General features: G+C 40.8%; 13 protein-coding genes. 7 read left to right on the top strand and 6 right to left on the bottom strand.

What is annotated here, in order from left to right; translation table 11 throughout:
* Positions 1-37: 37 nt before the first annotated feature.
* Both H5203_RS21060 and H5203_RS21055 read right to left on the bottom strand, forming a co-directional pair.
* Positions 38-2,188 (bottom strand): TonB-dependent receptor domain-containing protein, encoded by a 2,151-nt coding sequence (locus tag H5203_RS21060; protein WP_182820244.1) that lies wholly within the window; start codon positions 2,186-2,188, stop codon positions 38-40.
* Between the two features lie 206 nt (positions 2,189-2,394).
* Positions 2,395-3,240, bottom strand: a complete 846-nt coding sequence (locus H5203_RS21055) for a LysR family transcriptional regulator (RefSeq protein ID WP_145241866.1) — start codon at positions 3,238-3,240, stop codon at positions 2,395-2,397.
* Between the two features lie 126 nt (positions 3,241-3,366).
* Between H5203_RS21055 and H5203_RS21050 the strand changes: the two genes are divergently transcribed.
* The 4 genes from H5203_RS21050 (at position 3,367) to gcvP (ending at position 8,912) form a co-directional block, all read left to right on the top strand.
* A complete protein-coding gene (locus tag H5203_RS21050; protein ID WP_182820243.1) occupies positions 3,367-3,966 on the top strand; it encodes a hypothetical protein in 600 nt (199 codons plus the stop codon).
* A 187-nt stretch (positions 3,967-4,153) separates the two neighbouring features.
* Positions 4,154-5,236, top strand: a complete 1,083-nt coding sequence (gene gcvT, locus H5203_RS21045; protein ID WP_145241861.1) for a glycine cleavage system aminomethyltransferase GcvT — start codon at positions 4,154-4,156, stop codon at positions 5,234-5,236.
* A 219-nt stretch (positions 5,237-5,455) separates the two neighbouring features.
* Positions 5,456-5,845, top strand: a complete 390-nt coding sequence (gene gcvH / locus H5203_RS21040) for a glycine cleavage system protein GcvH (RefSeq protein WP_145241859.1) — start codon at positions 5,456-5,458, stop codon at positions 5,843-5,845.
* A 175-nt stretch (positions 5,846-6,020) separates the two neighbouring features.
* Complete coding sequence (gene gcvP, locus H5203_RS21035; protein WP_182820242.1) at positions 6,021-8,912, top strand: aminomethyl-transferring glycine dehydrogenase; 2,892 nt, start codon at positions 6,021-6,023, stop codon at positions 8,910-8,912.
* Positions 8,913-9,061: 149 nt separating this feature from the next.
* On the opposite strand, the gene H5203_RS21030 is transcribed toward gcvP, so the two are convergent.
* The 3 genes from H5203_RS21030 to H5203_RS21020 are packed head-to-tail and all read right to left on the bottom strand — an operon-like array spanning position 9,062 to position 15,091.
* Entirely contained in the window at positions 9,062-12,265 is a 3,204-nt protein-coding gene (locus H5203_RS21030) for a hypothetical protein (RefSeq protein ID WP_182820241.1), read from the bottom strand.
* A gap of 24 nt (positions 12,266-12,289) precedes the next feature.
* Positions 12,290-14,908: an AAA family ATPase gene (locus H5203_RS21025; protein WP_182820240.1), complete on the bottom strand. Its 2,619-nt coding sequence runs from the start codon at positions 14,906-14,908 to the stop codon at positions 12,290-12,292.
* Positions 14,909-14,917: 9 nt separating this feature from the next.
* The gene (locus tag H5203_RS21020) at positions 14,918-15,091 is read right to left on the bottom strand and encodes a methylation-associated defense system helix-turn-helix domain-containing protein MAD1 (protein WP_058428373.1); all 174 of its coding nucleotides are present in this window, start codon (positions 15,089-15,091) and stop codon (positions 14,918-14,920) included.
* A 181-nt stretch (positions 15,092-15,272) separates the two neighbouring features.
* Here H5203_RS21020 and H5203_RS23045 point away from each other — a divergent pair, with 181 nt between their 5' ends.
* Positions 15,273-15,401: a hypothetical protein gene (locus tag H5203_RS23045; protein ID WP_259401988.1), complete on the top strand. Its 129-nt coding sequence runs from the start codon at positions 15,273-15,275 to the stop codon at positions 15,399-15,401.
* Between the two features lie 32 nt (positions 15,402-15,433).
* Positions 15,434-17,032: a hypothetical protein gene (locus H5203_RS21015; RefSeq protein ID WP_182820239.1), complete on the top strand. Its 1,599-nt coding sequence runs from the start codon at positions 15,434-15,436 to the stop codon at positions 17,030-17,032.
* A gap of 500 nt (positions 17,033-17,532) precedes the next feature.
* On the opposite strand, the gene H5203_RS21010 is transcribed toward H5203_RS21015, so the two are convergent.
* A complete protein-coding gene (locus H5203_RS21010) occupies positions 17,533-17,811 on the bottom strand; it encodes a hypothetical protein (protein WP_145241854.1) in 279 nt (92 codons plus the stop codon).
* 223 nt (positions 17,812-18,034) lie between these two features.
* On the opposite strand from H5203_RS21010, the gene H5203_RS21005 reads away from it, so the two are divergent.
* Positions 18,035-19,060 (top strand): ATP-binding protein, encoded by a 1,026-nt coding sequence (locus H5203_RS21005; RefSeq protein WP_182820238.1) that lies wholly within the window; start codon positions 18,035-18,037, stop codon positions 19,058-19,060.
* Positions 19,061-19,168 lie beyond the last annotated feature (108 nt).

The raw sequence follows: 19,168 nt of genomic DNA, 5'->3' as shown, positions 1-19,168 counted from the left end.
GCCTTTAGCCTTTAGCCTTTAGCCTTTAGCCTTTAGCCTAGAAAGCGTAGCTGTAACCTAGTTGTAGGGTGCGAGGTTTACCTGGTTGAATACCACCGTTTGCGCGGTTAGCGATGTAAGTGTTATCAAACAAGTTATCAACCGTTAGATATACTTTTTGCTTGTCATCAATTAAATATTTAGCGGCTAAATCCCACACAACACGGCTGTCGATTGCATTCAAGCCGTCAGCACTTAAATCAGCATGTGCGTCAGATACATAACGCACTTGCGTATCAAATGCAAAGCTTGAAAGCACGGCACCAAATGAAAGAGCGATTTGATTCTCTGGAACGTAAGGCATTGCATCGCCTTTATTTACTTGCCCCCAGATATCAGATGCAAAATCATTTTTAAACTGTGAATCCGTATAAGTGTAAGTTAAGCGTACAGGGAATGTTGCGCTATTAGTTTCGAAAATACGACCTGCAGAGAACTCAAAGCCCGATACTTCTACTTCGCCGTAGTTGTATTGGTCGCCAATGTTCTCATCACTACAGCCTACAGATGCAGTACAATTTCCATGCATATTGCTGTAATCAGAGAAGAATGCAATGATTTCACCATTAAAACCAGCAACGTTATAACGGCCACCAAACTCAATGTTTACGCTTTCCTCTTCTTCTTGGTCAGCATTACCTGGTGCAGCAGGAGCGTAACCTTGCTGAATACCTGCAAGTAGCGTTAGGCTGTCGCTTACGGTGTAAGTTGCACCCAGTGATGGCACTAAGATTTGTGTATCGTTTGAAACGTCTTTAGTTAAGCCATTTTCACGTTTAGGATCAGACTTTGACCACTCTACGCGGGTAATTGTGATGTCTTCATAACGAAGGCCTGCATTAATCACTAATGCATCGATTGACCACTGGTCTTGAATGAATAACGTTGTTGCTTTTGCACTATCTACACGATTGCTGTCAGAACCCGGAACGCCCTGAGACGTTAAGGTCATACTTAAATCTTGATTAAGTGTGTATTTGTCTTCCCACTGAAAACGATCCATTTCGTCTTCGTGGTAGCGCACGCCAACAGTCACATAGTGATCGCCCGCAGGAATGTGCAACTCTGATTGCACACCTTTGGCTTGGTAGTCGCGGTTATTTGCTTTAATACCAATGCCTTCAACACCTTCAGCTGTTGGTGCCGCTTCAAACTCACTGTACTGTGCTAAATAGCTTTCACTTACTTTGCTCGCTTTGTACCAATTACGATGAAAATCATTGAGGTAAGCTGTCGCTAATAACTCATAACCATCACCAAAACGATAAGCATAATTTAATTGGTATGCATTATGTTGCGTGTTCATTTGGTCTTTTTGTGATGCGGCATAACGACGGTTTGGTGACGCTTTATAATCTTCTTCTGTTAAACCCATGTAAGTTTCATCAGATTGTTCATCAGAGTACTTAATTTTCATCTCTAGGTTATGCGCGTTGTTTTCACCAAACTTATAACCAAATTTAAGTAGAACGTCGTTCTTTTCAAAGCCTGTGTTGTCGCTACCTACAGGTAATTCTTTAAAGCCATCTGCGCCATAGCTGAAAACTTCAATAAGGCCGGCTGCGTTGTTTTTTTCTTTACCGAAGTAAGCATGGCCCTTATAAAAACCATCGCTACCGAGTTCGGCGTTTACTAAACCCGTTGAACCTTCGGTCGGTAAGCTGCGCGAAAGTAAGTTTAAAACACCACCGGTAGTGCGTGGGCCATACTTAACAGAGGCTGCGCCTTTTAATACTTCAATAGACTCCATACGGCCCATAGTAGGGAAGTAGTAAGCCGATGGCGCTGAGTAAGGAGCGGGTGCTACGAGAACGCCATCTTCCATTACAGATATTTTATCGTTACGGCCAGTGCCTGTTCCGCGCATACCAATGTTAGGGCGCAGGCCATAACCATCTTCTTCTTGCACGTAAACACCTGGTACAGATGCTAAAACACGAGAAATATCGGTAAATTCGAATTTTTGTAATTGTTCGTCTGAGATAAATGTAGCAGAGCCCGGAATATCGTTAATAGCAGCTTGCGAGCCAATTACGGTAATTTGCTCAAAGTTCTTTTCTTTATTTGTTGCATCCTTTGCAACAGCATTAGCGCTTAGTGATAAAGCAACAGCCATCGAAAGTGTTGAAACAATAAACTTAGGGGTCATTGTTGATCCTGTATATGTCTAATTTTAACTGGCGCAATTTAAACATGTAAAATAATACGAATCAATCCTATTTGTAACAATCTCGATCGTTAAGTAAATTTTTGAATACAAAAATGAAAATCCACCTTTATCAATATTGTATTACTATATTAATTGCGTTAATTTAAATTATCAAAAGGTAACTAAAGGCGGATTTTTGTTAGCTATTAGGTCAAGCGTAATGCAATAAACTCGGCAAGTTTATCTACCGCATGCTCGGCTTGTTCTGCATGCTTTGTTAAGCTAATACCTATTTTACCTAGGCTCGGTAAAATAGCTGTGTTTAACTCATAATTAAGTTCATTAGGTACTGTGCTTCTAGCCAAAACGGTGATCCCTAATCCTTCTTTTAAAGCCGCAGTAAGGCCTGTTAAATCAGCGTTACTATAACTTATGCGGTACTTAATACCCGCAAGTTGCAATGCCTCGATGGCGCGGCGTCGATAAATACAACCTTCCGGTGCAGTCACAAGCGTAACAACGTCATTTTGTGCTATTGATAAATCACCAACCCAGACCAGTTGGTCTTGCATAAAAACAGGGAATTTTTCAGAGTTTAAATCTTCATTTAACGCCAGTACTAAATCAAACTGGTCTTCTCGTGAAACCGACAATAAATGCTTACTTAAACGCGATTTAACCTCTAACGACACTTCAGGGTAAAGTGCCACAAAGTCACCGATAATAGCGGGTAAGATCCGAGCTGCAAATTCGCTGGGTATTCCCAACCGCACCTTACCGGTCACATTCTCTTTAGTAAATAATTGCAAAATGGTGTCGTTTTGCAGCAGCATTTGCTTTGCCATCGGCAGCAGCAGTTCACCGTATTGATTGAGCACTTGGCGCTGACCTTGTTTTTTAAATAGCTTATGGCCGAGCATTTCTTCTAACCGCTTTATTTGTAAACTTACAGCGGGTTGCGATAAGCCAAGTAAATCACCTGCTTTAGCAAAACCTGCTACTTCAACCACAGTAACTAACGTGCGTAAGCTGTCTGTTGAGATATTTTTCATATTAAAAATTACAATTTATGGGGGTAGATTGATAAGTATTATTTATCAATTGATTAATAATTACAATTTGTTGTTGCTAGACTTGCACAATATACTTTTGCAATTAAAGATTGATAGGTGTCGATAATGACTTTTAGCCCGATAATGTTTGCTCGTCATAGCCAGATTGAAGCAGCTGATAGCAATATGCTACAGGTCAATACAAACACCGTAGTGATCGATTTTAGCGGTACTGAAGCAATCCCGTTTTTAACCACTATATTAGGGTTAGATTTAAACAAACTAACCGCCAGTGGTTTAGGTGTGAAAGGCACCTTAGATGGCGACCTAAATAGCAATTATAGCTTTGCGTTATATTACTTTAGTGCAACAGCGTTTAGATTCGTGTTGCTCACAGATGCAGCGGCTCAATTACAAGCACTGATCAGTGAACAGCAACTGCGCTACGATATTGAGTTTGTTACACGCACTGATTTAGCGACCTTAACTTTATCTGGTGAGCAAGCATTTGACGCCTTAGTCGAAGCATTTAAACTCACCCCTGGACTGCGCTTGTCAGACACCAACAGCTGTTATGGTACGCAAAGTGGTGAGGTATTTATTACCGCTATTGATAAACAATCAATACAGTATTTTCAGCTGGTGGCCAAAGCGCCAGAGCTGACTAAATGGCAAACATATTTACAGCAACGCGGTTTTGATATGTCACTACCAGACGTTGCTTGAACATAAATAGATAAGCTGGCTAGCGTATTTTTTAGTTGCCAGCTTTTTGTAATTTATTTGTAAGAACAAATCGCAATTTGGGTGTTAGGTGCATTACAACTTATGTATAATCGCCGCCCATGTTATTCCCCCTCATTAAATTGAGGCCACGCCCAATCTTGGGTTAATTATAAAGTGAAGGAATATTATGACTTCTAAAACAGTTTTACATGCAAAGCACCTAGAATCAAAAGCAAAAATGGTTGATTTTCATGGCTGGGAAATGCCAATCAACTATGGTTCGCAAATCGAAGAGCACAACGCAGTGCGCACCGATGCAGGCATGTTTGACGTTTCACACATGACTATTGTTGATGTCAAAGGCGAGCAAGCACAAGCATTCCTTCGTAAACTAGTCGCTAACGATGTTGCTAAATTAACCGTTCCTGGTAAAGCGCTTTACACTGGCATGCTGAATGAGCAAGGTGGCGTAATTGACGACCTTATCATTTACTTCTTCTCAAATACTGATTATCGCTTAGTGGTTAATTCTGCAACTCGTGAAAAAGATTTAGCGCACATGGCTAAAGTTTCAGCTGATTTTGCCGTTGCAGTAACAGAGCGCCCAGAGTTTGCCATGATTGCAGTACAAGGCCCTAATGCTAAAGCAAAAACTGCTACTATCTTAACGGCTGATCAACAAGCAGCTGTTGCAGATATGAAGCCGTTTTTTGGTGTGCAAACTGGTGATTTATTTATTGCTACAACAGGCTATACTGGCGAAGACGGTTACGAAATTGTTGTACCGAACGAGCAAGCTGCGGATCTTTGGCAACAACTGCTAGATGCTGGTGTTGCGCCTGCGGGCCTTGGCGCACGTGACACACTACGTTTAGAAGCGGGTATGAACCTTTACGGCCTAGATATGGACGAGAGCGTATCACCACTTGCTGCTAACATGGCGTGGACCATTGCATGGGAACCTGAAGATCGTGACTTTATCGGTCGTGACGTACTAGTACAGCAACGCGCTGACAAAAGCACTGATAAACTTGTTGGCCTAGTACTGGAAGAAAAAGGCGTATTGCGTAGTGGTTCTAAAGTAATTGTTGATGGTGGCGAAGGGGTCATTACCTCTGGTACTTTCTCACCTACACTTGGTTTTAGTGTTGCCCTTGCACGTGTACCACGTTCAACTGGCGAAACTGCTCAAGTAGAAATGCGTAAAAAATTAGTTAACGTAAAAGTAGTTAAACCAAGCTTTGTACGTAACGGTAAGTCTGTACTTTAAAGTATTAATTAAAAAATTTGGTGTTATCACCCAATAATACCAATCATGTTGAGTTATTAACCAGTTATAGCGACAGATAAATAGAGTGATAACAAGGCATTAATTTTGATATGTAGTTGTTCTACCTGATAAATTAATAACGCTGTTAGCGCTTTATTTAGACCGCTAGAATGGTTAAATTTTTAAGTTGATTGGTATCAAAACCAAAGGATGAATAAAATGAGCAATATCCCTAGCGAGTTAAAGTATGCCTCTTCACACGAGTGGGTTCGCAACGAAGGTGACGGTACTTTCACTGTAGGTATTTCTGAGCACGCACAAGAACTACTTGGCGACATGGTATTTGTTGAATTACCAGAAGTAGGCGATGAAGTAGATGCAGGCGAAGACTGTGCAGTAGCGGAGTCAGTAAAAGCGGCATCAGACATCTATGCACCAATCAGCGGTGAAATCGTTGCAATCAACGAAGACCTTGAAGATGCACCTGAAACAGTTAACAACGACGCTTACGGCGACGGTTGGTTATTCCGCATTAAAGCATCTGACGAGTCTGAGCTAGAAAACTTGCTTGACGCTGAAGGCTATGCAAACACCATCGACGAAGACTAATAATTAGTTTATCGCCGTACTAAAAGCCCCATTATACCTAACATAATTGGGGCTTTTATGATTTTACTGCTTACTTTCCATACACTGTAAGTTATTAAATCAAAAGCTTTTAAGTTATTACTGGTCACCCATTAGTAATAACCATTTATTTTTTGGATCATAGGAATCTGGACAAATGTCAAACGCCAAATCTCTTGAACAATTAGAGCAAACGCAAGATTTTATTCGCCGCCATATTGGGCCAAGCCCAGCACAAGTAAGCGATATGCTAAGTGCTCTTGGAGTATCGAGTGTTGAAGAGCTGATCGGTCAAACTGTACCTGCAAGCATCCGCTTAGAGCAAGGCCTAACAGTGGGCGAAAGCCGCACTGAAGTTGAAACACTAAGCTACTTAAAATCAGTAGCAAGCAAAAATAAAGTGTTTAAATCTTACATCGGTCAAGGCTACCACCCAACTCATGTACCACACGTGATTTTACGTAACGTGCTTGAGAACCCAGGCTGGTATACAGCGTACACTCCATACCAACCAGAGATTGCTCAGGGGCGTTTAGAGTCATTACTTAATTTCCAAACTATGACCTTAGACCTTACCGGTCTTGATTTAGCAAGTGCATCATTACTTGATGAATCAACTGCGGCTGCCGAGGCCATGGGCCTTGCAAAGCGTGTATCTAAAGCTAAAAAAGCCAACATCTTCTTCATCGCTGATGACGTACACACACAAACTATTGACGTTGTGGCAACCCGTGCCGACCAATTTGGTTTTGAAGTTGTTGTAGGTCCTGCTGCTGACGCTGTAAATCACGAAATTTTTGGTGCGTTATTTCAATACCCATCAACATCAGGTGAAGTAGTCGATATCACAGATTTAATCGCTGGCGTACAAAGCAAAAAAGCGATTGCCTGTGTTGCAGCCGACATCATGAGCTTATTATTATTAAAAGCACCAGGTAAACTTGGCGCAGACGTAGTACTTGGTTCTGCCCAGCGTTTTGGTGTACCAATGGGTTACGGCGGTCCTCACGCTGCATTTTTCGCAACACGTGATGCATACAAACGTTCATTACCAGGTCGTATCATTGGTGTGTCTAAAGACCGTTTAGGTAACGATGCACTACGTATGGCAATGCAAACCCGCGAGCAACACATTCGCCGCGACAAAGCCAACTCAAACATTTGTACAGCGCAAGTATTGCTAGCTAACATGGCTGCGTTTTATGCGGTGTACCATGGCCCACAAGGCTTAAAAACTATTGCACAGCGTATTCATCGCTTTGCTGATATTTTAGCCGCAGGCCTTAAAGCTAAAGGTGTAAACCTTAAGCACAGCACCTGGTTTGATACCCTAACAGTTGTTAGCGATAACAAAGAAGACGTAACAGCACGTGCTGTAGCAAACGGCGTAAACTTTGCTACTAACCATGATGGCGAATACTCAATCTCAGTATCTGAGACCACAACGCGCGCAGACGTAGCACAGTTGTTCGATATCATTCTTGGCGAAGACCACGGCTTAAGTGTTGATGCAATCGCAGCAGACATCGAAGCAAACGGTAGCGATTCAATCCCTGCAAACCTTGAACGCGATGATGAAATCTTAACGCACCCTAACTTTAATTCGTATCACAGCGAAACTGAAATGCTGCGTTATATCAAACGTCTTGAAAACAAAGATTTAGCACTTAACCACTCGATGATCTCGTTAGGTTCATGTACTATGAAACTAAACGCGACCGCAGAGATGATCCCAATCACTTGGCCTGAGTTCGCTAACCTGCACCCATTCTGCCCGCTAGACCAAGCAGAAGGTTACCAAATTATGATGGGCGAACTACATGATTGGTTAGTTAACATCACCGGTTACGACGCCGTTTCACTTCAGCCAAACTCTGGCGCACAAGGTGAATACGCAGGCTTAATCGCAATTCGTAAATACCATGAGTCACGTGGTGACGCGCACCGTAACGTATGTTTGATCCCAAGTTCAGCGCACGGTACTAACCCTGCATCTGCACAAATGGCAAGCATGAAAATTGTGGTTGTTGATTGCGATAAAAACGGTAACGTTGATATGGCTGATCTTAAAGCGAAAGCAGAAGAAGTATCAGAAAACCTATCATGTATCATGATCACATACCCGTCTACGCACGGTGTATACGAAGAAACAATTCGTGAAATTTGTGACATCATTCATCAACATGGCGGCCAAGTTTACATGGACGGCGCGAACATGAATGCACAAGTAGGTGTAACAAGCCCAGGCTTTATCGGTTCAGACGTATCGCACTTAAACTTGCATAAAACGTTCTGTATCCCACATGGCGGCGGTGGCCCAGGTGTTGGCCCAATCGGTGTTAAATCACACCTTGCACCATTTATGCCTAACCATAGCGTAATTAACGTACCTGGTACGAGTATCGGCAACGGAGCAGTATCAGCAGCGCCATACGGCTCAGCAGCTATTTTACCTATCTCATGGGCTTACATCACCATGATGGGCTCAGAGGGCTTAAAACAAGCCACTGAAATGGCGATTGTGAATGCTAACTACTTAACTCACGAGTTAAGCCAGCACTTCCCAATTTTATACCGTGGTCGCAACAACCGTGTTGCTCACGAATGTATTGTTGACTTACGCCCACTTAAAGAGCTTTCAGGCATCACTGAAATGGACGTGGCTAAGCGCTTACAAGATTACGGCTTCCATTCACCAACTATGTCGTTCCCTGTAGCGGGCACCTTGATGATTGAGCCTACTGAGTCGGAGTCTAAAGTTGAGATCGACCGTTTCATCGAAGCGATGGTATCAATCAAAGGCGAAATCGACAAAGTGATCTCTGGCGAATGGTCTATCGAAAACAACCCGCTAGTGTTTGCACCGCATACACAAGGCGACGTACTTGGTAACGAGTGGGACAGAGCATACGACCGCTTCTACGCTGCGTTCCCAGTACCTGCAGTGGCCAAAAACAAGTTTTGGCCTACAGTAACGCGTATCGATGACGTATACGGCGACCGTAATCTAGTGTGTTCATGCCCAGCGGTAGAGACATACAGAGATTAATTTTTTGATGTAGGTTGCGAATAAAGAATGCAACTATCGGAATTAAGTTTGCAACTCGAATAAAGTTTGCAACCGATAGTTGGATTTAGAGGTCAGTAAAAATAAAAAAGCGAACCACTTCTGGTTCGCTTTTTTGTTTTCATACAGTTTTATTTAGGAGGAAGTACTTTCCGGTTATTTGCTAAGCGAAAGCCTTCAGGTACGGGCTTAAACTTATCGCCATTTTCTGGCCAACGTTTAGCTCTACTTTGAAAAGCTCGAAGTGTAGCAATGTCTATAGTAGCAGCTACCACGAAATCATTATCACCGCCTCTTAAACGAGCGATGTCACGCAGAAAGCCTTCTTTTGCTGGAGAGCGTACTCTACTGTCACCATATTTTCGATTGTTAACTAAAATAGTATAAGCATGAACATCTAAAGCCGCAGATTCGATTAGAGACGCGAAGGTATCAAGATCTCTATTCCAACTGAGCACCATTAATGCATCAACGGCTCCTTGAAAGCGAACGCGTGCTTTACTATTTTGTAACTCGGAACAAACCATAACACCAAAATTAAAACCGTTATGTATATATACAGGTTTTGGCGATTTTCCTAATGAGTCCCATTGCTTACCAAACTTACTAGTAAGCTCTTTGTCCTCACCAACAGCTGGCTCAAGTTTAGGTTGTCTAATTTTGACAAAGGTGGGATAACCGAGTCGGTTATCCGCCAAAACCATTGAGGCCTCACTGTATATCTTATTAGCTCCAACGTGTTGGTACTCTGTTCCTGCAACAAGACTTATTCCTGCGCTACTTAATCTAGCAGCAATACTGTTCAGCCATTTCAGCGGAATCGATAGTTCAGGAAAAAGTACGTAATCAGGTTTTGGTTTTAATTTCAGAACATCGTTAACCAATTTAGAAATTTTTTGATAACGTTTCCGACTTAAATTAGGTTTGTTGCAAGCTGTCGATGCCCAGTCGTTGTCCTCAGTGCGAAGATTAGTTAGCGCCACGATCACTTTATCTTTGCTGTCCGTACCTACTTTAATGAATTTCTTCCGGGTTGTTGGAGGTTTTTCATCAGCATCTTGCTCAGCAGCAAGTAGGGTTGGCTTTATCCATACACCACGAAGTACTTGCGTGTATTTTGCCCATGTAACAGAGGGGCCAAATACTGGAGGTTTTCCGGATGCAGAGGGTAAACCAACACATTCAGGGGCTAGCTCAGATATTTCCAGTGGAGATAAAGGTCTAGTTGGGAAGAGATACGGCAGGAAGCTGTCGTTTTTCTTTTGCCCTTTAGTGACGTTGCCTAGTCTCGTTTTTCGGGTAGAGTTAATAAACTGCTCAAATATAGGTACATCAATAACCCCAGAATCACCGAGCAAATTCAGAATTTGCTTTTCTTTTTTTACATTTCGCTTACCAACTAACTGCTCAGCGGAACGACTATTTATTATGTGCTTGTATGCTTCTTTTGCTAGATCTGCCGATGCGACTAATGGGGCTTTATTCTCAAACTCTGCTACATCAAAACTAAGCTTTAGTAGTGTTTCAAAATCACTGAGCGTTTCGACAATTTGTTTTAAGAACAAGTTTGCTAGGCGCTTTTTCCTACTCGAGCGTTCTCCAAGGAATAGTTTACTTGGATCATGGTAGCGTGTAGCGGCATCAATAAATAACCAGGTTAAGGTACCTTTTATGTAACCCCAAAGATCTTTCAAGACTTTAGCATCACACCCATTGATTCGAACTTTCTCTCCTCTGCCTATCTCTTTGGCTAGTATATCTATAGCTTGATAGGACTTCACTGCGATTTGTTCAGCTTGTTCCCATTCATTCATGCTGATTGCAAATCCAAGCAATCTAGGTAAATAATTAAAATGGGCAAAGAGATTGTCTGCCCGCAATATATGATTATGGGCAAATTGGTAGAATTCTTCCCTTTGCTCTTTCCATTGATTCGGCGGTAAATCCCTAGCTAGGGTTTCTACATGACGCAATTGTAGTGACCAACCCAGACGACGGATCGTTAATCCATCGGCTCTTCTTAAAGTATCTGCATTTTCACCCACACTTCCAGCAGCAGAGAGTACTTTAGCTGCGGTTGAATGTTCCAATTGGTCGGGCGAGGGCATGAGACGATGTTCACTTGATAATTCGTATATTTCCTTTTCGATACTATCCAACAGGTCTAAGCCAGCACGGCCTTGTAGGACAAATAATTTTTGTTTGTCTGACTGAAGCGATATTTTGGAGTTACATTGTACGTCGTCGCCTTGATTAATTTCCCACACTTTATTGGTTTTGGGACTTTGTGCAATGCACTTTTCACCCATTCGCTCTTGTAATAAAAGCATAAAGTCTTGGCTATTTGATATTTTCCCTGTATCGCGCAACACAAGGAACATATCATCAACGTAACGGCCATAGTGAATAGGGGAGAGCTTTTCGATAACAAGCCGGTCCCACTTGTGCAATAAAGCATTCGAAATGACTCTGCTACATGTCAAACCAATAACTAACCCGCCGCTTATTTTTGCTTTTTTGCCACCTACTGATTTACCAAATTTGGTGGCGCCGCTAGCCCACGCATTAAGAAATAGTGATAGCTGCTTAGTGAAGGATTTTTCTTCATCAGACAAGTTCAAATCTAGAGCTTCTATAAGTGCTGAAGCGGAGGTAATTAGCGGGTCTATAAAATGGTAGTAACTTTTTAAGTCCAGAGATACAGCAATTATATCTCGGTCTTTTTCCAACTCTTCTCTTATTGTTTTTAAGCCATCGTTACGCCATTTTTGGTAAGGTTGAAAATACGGTACAAAAGAGCCTACAGAGCTGATATGAAATGGCTTTTCATTATCTTCTGTAATCAGTTCATCATTACTAATTCGTTTGAGTCTGGCTCCGTAGCAGCTATCGTCGAGTTTGGCGTCAAACTTGTGACCAATCATATTGATCCACAATGCAGAAATAATGTGGGTATTTACAGGGAAGTCGCCGACAATTCTAAACTCAGGCACTACATTGTAATTTTTAAACAGGCTTTCAACCGCTCTATCAGGTTTTGAGAAATGAACATGGCCATTGTCGCCTGAATCTGATTTTCTTTCAGTGGATAGCTTCTTGGGCAGTAAACGAAAATCCCCAAGTAATTCTACATTTTCAGCAAAACCAGCATCGGCTTGCAATTGACCTAACAGAGCTTTTAAGTTGGTGAGTAGATTTTGCTCGTATTCAGCGAATTTAATGGCTGTTGGAAAGGTGTTTTCGAAGAAACAGTCGGCTTTTGCTTTTCGGTATGCAACAAGAAGATCTTCTATTGTTATTGAGTCCCATCCTGTAAATTCTGCTCTATACCCCATGATGCGTATTCCTATTTAAATATGCTATTGCAGCGCCGCATCTATTTGTTCAAGCGACATAATAATTAATTCAACCGTTTGACGATCAAACTCGAGACGATCATTCTCCTCATGTGTTCCTTTGTTTAGATAACGCCATTCTCGAGAGTCTCCACTGCGGTTCAAAAGCTGATCTATTGGATCATAAACGCTGGCTTTATTAGGATCAGAAAAGTCAGCTTTAGCAATCTTGCTACGTAACTGCTCGGTTAAGCCTCTTAGTTCAATTGGCGAAGATGCTGAACGGAACTTCAAACTCAAGTTTCCATCACCGAACCTACTTACATATTTCCAGACTTTCCCTTTTGTAAGTGCCTCCAATCCCTGTCGTGACTTTGCCAACGCATCCCTCACTTCATTTCTAATCATGTGATTACGAGCGGCCAAAATATAATTTCTAGGCGCACAATTGAAATCAACACGGACATGCTGCTCACCTAACCGTGGTAGGAAGCTTAGAAGTCTTGCATTACGAGTATCCGCAGCTGGCAGTAAGTTCTGTATATCCTTGAAAAATTCTTCACCATGGCACGTAAGTATAATTTGCTTGTCCATAAAGTACTGGTCCTCAAATAGAGTTCGTCTTATGGACTCACGATGGTCGTCATCAATCGCATTGACAGGATCATCAAAAATTAAAACAGGTGCTTGCTCTTTCAAATTTTTAGCTAACAGTATGGCTAAGCCCAAGCAACGTACGTGGCCTTCGCTTAGGATATGCAATGCATCAAATAACTGTTCAGGTTGATTTTGAAATGCTATTCGCAACCGTTGGTTTGGTGCTAATGGTAGCTTTACGTCAGCCAATAGTTCCGATTGAGCATCATTTCGATTGAAAGAGTTGTACAATTGGACAACCAATTCTCCTAAGTCAGCGACTAACCGTGCGGGCAAGCTATTATTGTAATTTGTAAGCTTTTGAACAAACATCGCATATGCAGCTACTATTTCATGATTCCGTGCGATGGAAGGCCTTTCAGCTTCGACGTTTGCAATAAGTTGTGCATTTTCATTTTGAAAATTATCAATCAGTCTTTGAGCGTTAGCTTGGTTACCTAAGGCCGTTTGCTTCTGCGTTGCTAATACTGTTATTTGTTGTGCGATATTGCGGAGGCGATTTAATTCGGCCTGTTTATTGTCTCTCTGTCGAATGGCTTCTTCCGCTAGCCTATCATTTGTCTCTAGTTGATGGATTTGACTGGTTAAGTGTTGCCATGCAACAGAAGTATCTGGTAACGGAGTGAATAGTGAACTCCACCACTGTAACCCAGGCTGCATGTTAACCAGTTCAAATGGTTTTAAGGGGTTATTCACTGAGAAAAATTGCAGACAGGTATTCAGCGATTGCCCAACCTTAAATATTGCTTGCAATGCGTTTTGTTCAAGTTGACCCACTTTTTGCTGAAGTTCACCTAACTGCTGCAATCTGGTTAATTCTTGTCCGGCATTTGTGTATGGATTTACCTGAACTTGTTGCAATGGAGTCTTGCAGGCCGGACACAAACCAGGGCTGCTCTGTTGAACCTGCACTACTGCTTCATATAGTTGTTTAAATGAAACTTGTTGACTTGCATCGGCCAGTTGCTGTTGGCTTTGTCTTAATTCATTGACTAACGCTGACGCTTCGTTACCTATCGCCTCAAACGTAGCAGCAATGAGGTAGCTTTTAGGCGGAGGTGGCTGCTGTAGTTCAGACTCTAACTGTGCAATACGACCCAGAGCTTGACCATTACCGTTTAGTTCAAGAATCAATTGTTCAAAGCTGATACCAAGTCTGTAGCTATTGGCTAGTTTTAACTCTTCGGCAGCTATTCTTTGTAGTTCGGTAGCGCTTGCCTGTATTTGCTGACGCGCCACTTGTAATCCTTGTTCCTTTTGAGCTAGATGTAATGCTAGTTGGCCTTGTAAATCGATATACTGACCACCAATATCCGACGTGAAATTACGGACAAACTCTGTAAATGCTTCTAGACCAAATAGTGTTGCTATAAGCTCGGTTTGCTTTGCTGGGGCTTGTGCAGCAATCCGGGAAAAGCTATCAATGCGGTTCTTTTCGACAAAACAAAAACGAAAGGCTGACTCATTCGGAACTATAGCGACATCGTTGCCTTGCATATCACACGCGACTAAGGAGGGGGCTACCAGCTGATTTACAAAAGCATTCCTCAGATATTCGTTTTGATCACGAAATCGTTTGCTGTCTGCTTCCGCAACGTTACCTAAAAGAGTGAATTCTAGCGCTTCACAAAAACTTGATTTCCCCGTTCCATTTGGACCATAAATCAATACCAATCGACTATTTAAATCAAATATTTCTTTCCGCGCAAACCCTCTAAATGGTCCCACCTCCAAGATTTTTAAACGCGATAGTGGCACTTCTTGTATCACTTCTTGCTCTACGAGTGGAGGAATATTAGTCGCCGAGTTGTCCCAATTGACCTGGCATAGCTCGACCATCTTACGAATACGTTGCCCTTGGTGAGTAGATAAGGGCAGTAATTCATCAAAATGGGCTGAAACTATATTTGCTACTTTGCGCACAGAATCCGTTGCATTTTGACCCTGTAGTGTTTGCATAAAGCGTTGATATTCAGCCCTAATCATAATAATCCCTTATTTTTGTTTTTGTTCTTCAATCCATTGCTCTAAATCTACGCGTTTAAAGCGCCAACTTCCACCCACCTTAAAGCCGGGTAATTTGCCTTCGCTTGCAAGACGGTATGCTGTCTTTTCATTTAGCTTTAAGTACGTAGCGACCTCTTGAATGGTCAAAATATCATCGGCCATGTTTAATCTCTGTATGTGAACAAATTGATAGTATGAGAAAATTGAGGAATTAGCAATTGATCTCAATTGGCTTTTTTGTTTCCAAAATGCCAGAAGTCAGAATTAAATAGCAAAGTTATAGTAAAACTCGAATCAGCACAGAAGTGTTGTTTCTATTTTATTAACTATTGAGGATATTATTATGGCAAAATCTAATTCATCAAAACCCGCTTCTAGTCATCCAGGCTCAGGTGGTAACTGGCCATCTACTACAGGCAATAAATCAGGTGGAGATAGAGGTAATGCTGCTCCTAAAAGTGGCAAAAAATAATAAGGAATGGGCCCTTGAGGCCCTTTATTTAAATGGAAAATAATAAAGCTACATTCCCGACTATCGGTGAGCTCGTTCGTGAGATTTTTAATATTACTGGGCTTCTGGCACAAAAGGATAGAAGTAATTCATTCTTGAGCGAGAGCAACAAGAAAAAGCTGCAAACCAAGTTAAAACGTTTGGCTGACGAAAGCTCGAAAATTGATGGTAAGCTTGAAGAATTAATTGATTCACTTAGATTATTGCTTGAAAGTGCTTTAGGTGAAGAGAGAGTTATTTTTATGGTATTAGAAGCTGTTGAAGAGCTGCTCGTCACTTATAAAAGTGTTTTAGCTGATGATGGTACATATCTCAATAAAAGAAACTCTTCAAAATGGTTTATCCAACAATATTTATTAGATCGGATTTTACTTTCTTTTTATAAGAACTATTTAAAAATAAATGTGCCAGCCTCAAAACTCAATCTACCAAACTTAAAAGTATGGGCTTTGCCCGATATTGAAGGGCAAAATGTTAACTGGCCATTAAGGAAAGCATGGCAACTGATTTATGAGTCTTTATCTATTAGCCAATCATCATTTCACTACCCAGATAAAAGTGTGGATGATTATAGAGCAAACCAGAACTTAGAAAATGCTCAGCATTGGAGCACAACTGATCAAATTCCAAGCATTAGTTCACTGTTCAACAATTTGGAATATTCATTGTCGTTGTTGGAGTGTCCTTCTAATGACTCTTTGAGAAGGTTACTTAGTAAATCAGAAAGGCAGCGCTTAAAAATAATCTTATTTATTGGGCGGGTTTCTTCTTATTGTTTTAGAGAACTGGAAAGTAATTTTGGTCGTGAATTTTTAATTAGTTGCATTGATCATGTTAAAGGTCAATCTAGTAGGTTATACCGCATAAATTCAAAGTTAGATAAATCAATAAAGGGTTTAAAAAAATCTACCGGTTTAACGAGTGAAGTTGATATTAATCGGCTTTATTTTTATGAGGTTTCTAGGTATTGGGAGCATTATGCACTAGATATTGGGCACGGTACTAAGGTATTACAAAGTTATATAGCGCGTGAATCTTTTTCGAATTTAACTGAATTAGAAAAATCAAAATTGGTAATTGCTCATGTTGGGACATTTGCTGGTCATGGTGTGTTAACTCTGCTAGGAATGACACCTAGTGTAAAAGGAATGCCATCAGAGTTTCCTGAGCTATTTTGTGAAGGCCTTAAATTAAAGAAGAGCCCTACATCTTTGGGCTACATTGATAATTATCACAATCGGTTGAGGAAAGCTGGGCTTGATGATGTGTTAAGTTGGTTAGTAAATTGGTGTTATGCCAATTACTTTTATACTCATAAGTCATTCGATAAGTCATATGGTTACTATGAGAAAGCCTTTAATCAGGCAAAATATAGTGCAGGTTGTAATCAGTATCTACTTGTTAATCAGTACATTGAATCATGTGCTAAAAATGGTAAATATAAAGAAATGAAAAAAGCTGTAGCTTGGGCGCAGTATTTGGGTATAAAAATAAGGTGGCTAAGAGGCTGGGATGATCCAGAATCCGAAGCCAGCCTAAAAGGCTTATACGAGTTAATGGGAAATCAGAACATGCAATATGCTCAGTTGTAGCGTTAAGGTAAAATCAATGTGTGCCGAATGACTTATTTATAGTTGCAAACTTTATTTAAAGCTCAGCACATATTATTAAAGTTGAATGGCAGGTTAGTTGCATTTTTTATTTGAAAAACGCCGAGTCTAAGTGTTTGAGTTACAATACCTACTAGTTGCAAACTTTATTCATGATCTACATTTGATTAAACTCAAATAATTAAAAAAGCCGTTACAGCAATGTAACGGCTTTTTTGTGCGTGGAACAAGAGGCGAGGGGAAAGTTAGCGAGTTAGAAAGGAGAACGGAGCTTTCGATATAAGCTCGTAGGCTGGGATTCAGTGCGACGAAAACCAAAGGGTTAGTTTAAATTGTAGGTCGCCCTTTAGGGCGAAAAAGTGAATTTCACCACCGAGAATTCAGAGGCGCTTCGCGCTGCACCGAGGTTAAGTATTGTTGTAGGAGATGGCTTCAGCCACGAATGATTTAACACCAGTAGATAGAGTTAACCACCGTAGGCGCTAAGTTTGCTGGCGTGTGTAATTTGTAGGTTGGGCTTTAGCCCAAAAAGTTGTATCACCTTGGCTGATGGTTTTTATTGCTAACTTGCTAACTTTTATCGGGATAAATCCGCGACCTACATTAGAAACCTTATTCAAGGTTTTTTGCCAGATTGCTGGCGGCAACCAAGGGGCGGCTGCCGCCGACCGCCCCTTGGAACCCCACGGCGCCCCGAGCATCACGCTTAATCCTTCAAAACACAATTGATGTGAACGTAAACGCCATGAAAGCACATCCATGTGCAAGCATGGCTTTCATTTCATCCATGAAATGCATTACTCATCAATTGCTTATTCTCAGGGCGTGATGACGGGGGAGGGTGTTAAACTTGAGATTGGTGTTTAGTCTTGGCAAGAAACAAGATCTGATTCTCTGCATTTGCATCTTATTTTGTTATAAACACTTAATTTATTGGGTAAAATATGATTAGATAGATTCAAAATATTGTAGGGAAGCTGAATTGTGGCAAAAGTCGAAGTTGATACTAAAGGAATTAAAAATCGTTTAAAATCATATAAATCATTTAAGGCAATTTCTGAATATATCTGGAATGGCTTTGATGCTGGCGCAAGTCAGATATTAGTAGACTTTTCTTTTGATGAAGACGTTGGCAATATTAATTCTTTAAGTATTTCTGATAATGGTTCAGGTATCGATTTTTCTTTGTTAAAAGATAAGTTTAAACCAGTCTTAAAGTCAGAAAAAAAAGATCTACTGAGCTCGAACAGTTCATCTCTACTTCATGGTAAGAATGGTTTAGGGCGTTTAACATTTTATCATTTTTCTGCTAATGCTATTTGGACTACAACATATAAAAAAGGTAATACTTACCAAGAGTATTCCATTAAAGTCGATAGTGATACTCTAGACGATTATAATGAATCCTCACCAATAAACTCTCCAAGCTCTACAAGTAAAACCGTAGTTACATTTCACGGATTTGATGCGAAATTTTCTAAACTGTACTTCGAATCACATGTCATAAAATTTTTAAAGAAAGAGTTTTGCTGGTTTTTGGAACTAAATAACAGTTTAGGATTTAGCATAATAATAAATGGCGTTCCTCTAGATTATGATGCCTTAGTTGGAGAACGTGATTTTAAAGAAATATGCATTTCAGATTATAAATTTAATATTAATTACATTCGTTGGAAATCAGCCCCTAATAACCAACCATCTAGGTATGTTTTTACATCATCTACTGGTTTAACTAAGCATTTCCAAACAACTAAATTCAATCGAAAGGGTGACAGTTTCCATCACTCATTAACAATCCAAAGTGATTACTTTGATAACTTTATCGTTGGTAAGCAGAATGGGACTCAAGATCATTTTAATACGTCAGCCACTGATGAAGAGTTCAAAGAATTAATAAGAGAGTTAGACAGTTTTGTTAGAGGAAAAAGAACACCTCTACTGCATCAATTTGCTAAAGAACTTGTAGAAGATTATGAAAAGAATGGTATTTTCCCCAGGGCAAGAGCATGAAAAAAGGCTATGATTTCAATACCTTTTCAAGGTAATCTGTACTGCGCATAGCTTTTTTCTGTTTTGCGGGCATGCCTTTATTAAAGCTTGTTTCTGCTTTTAGCTGAT

Origin of the sequence: Pseudoalteromonas sp. SG41-1 (genome assembly GCF_014164575.1) — a bacterium.
GTDB classification, from domain to species: Bacteria; Pseudomonadota; Gammaproteobacteria; order Enterobacterales; family Alteromonadaceae; genus Pseudoalteromonas; species Pseudoalteromonas rhizosphaerae.
This window is presented reverse-complemented; position numbering and strand designations above follow the sequence as displayed.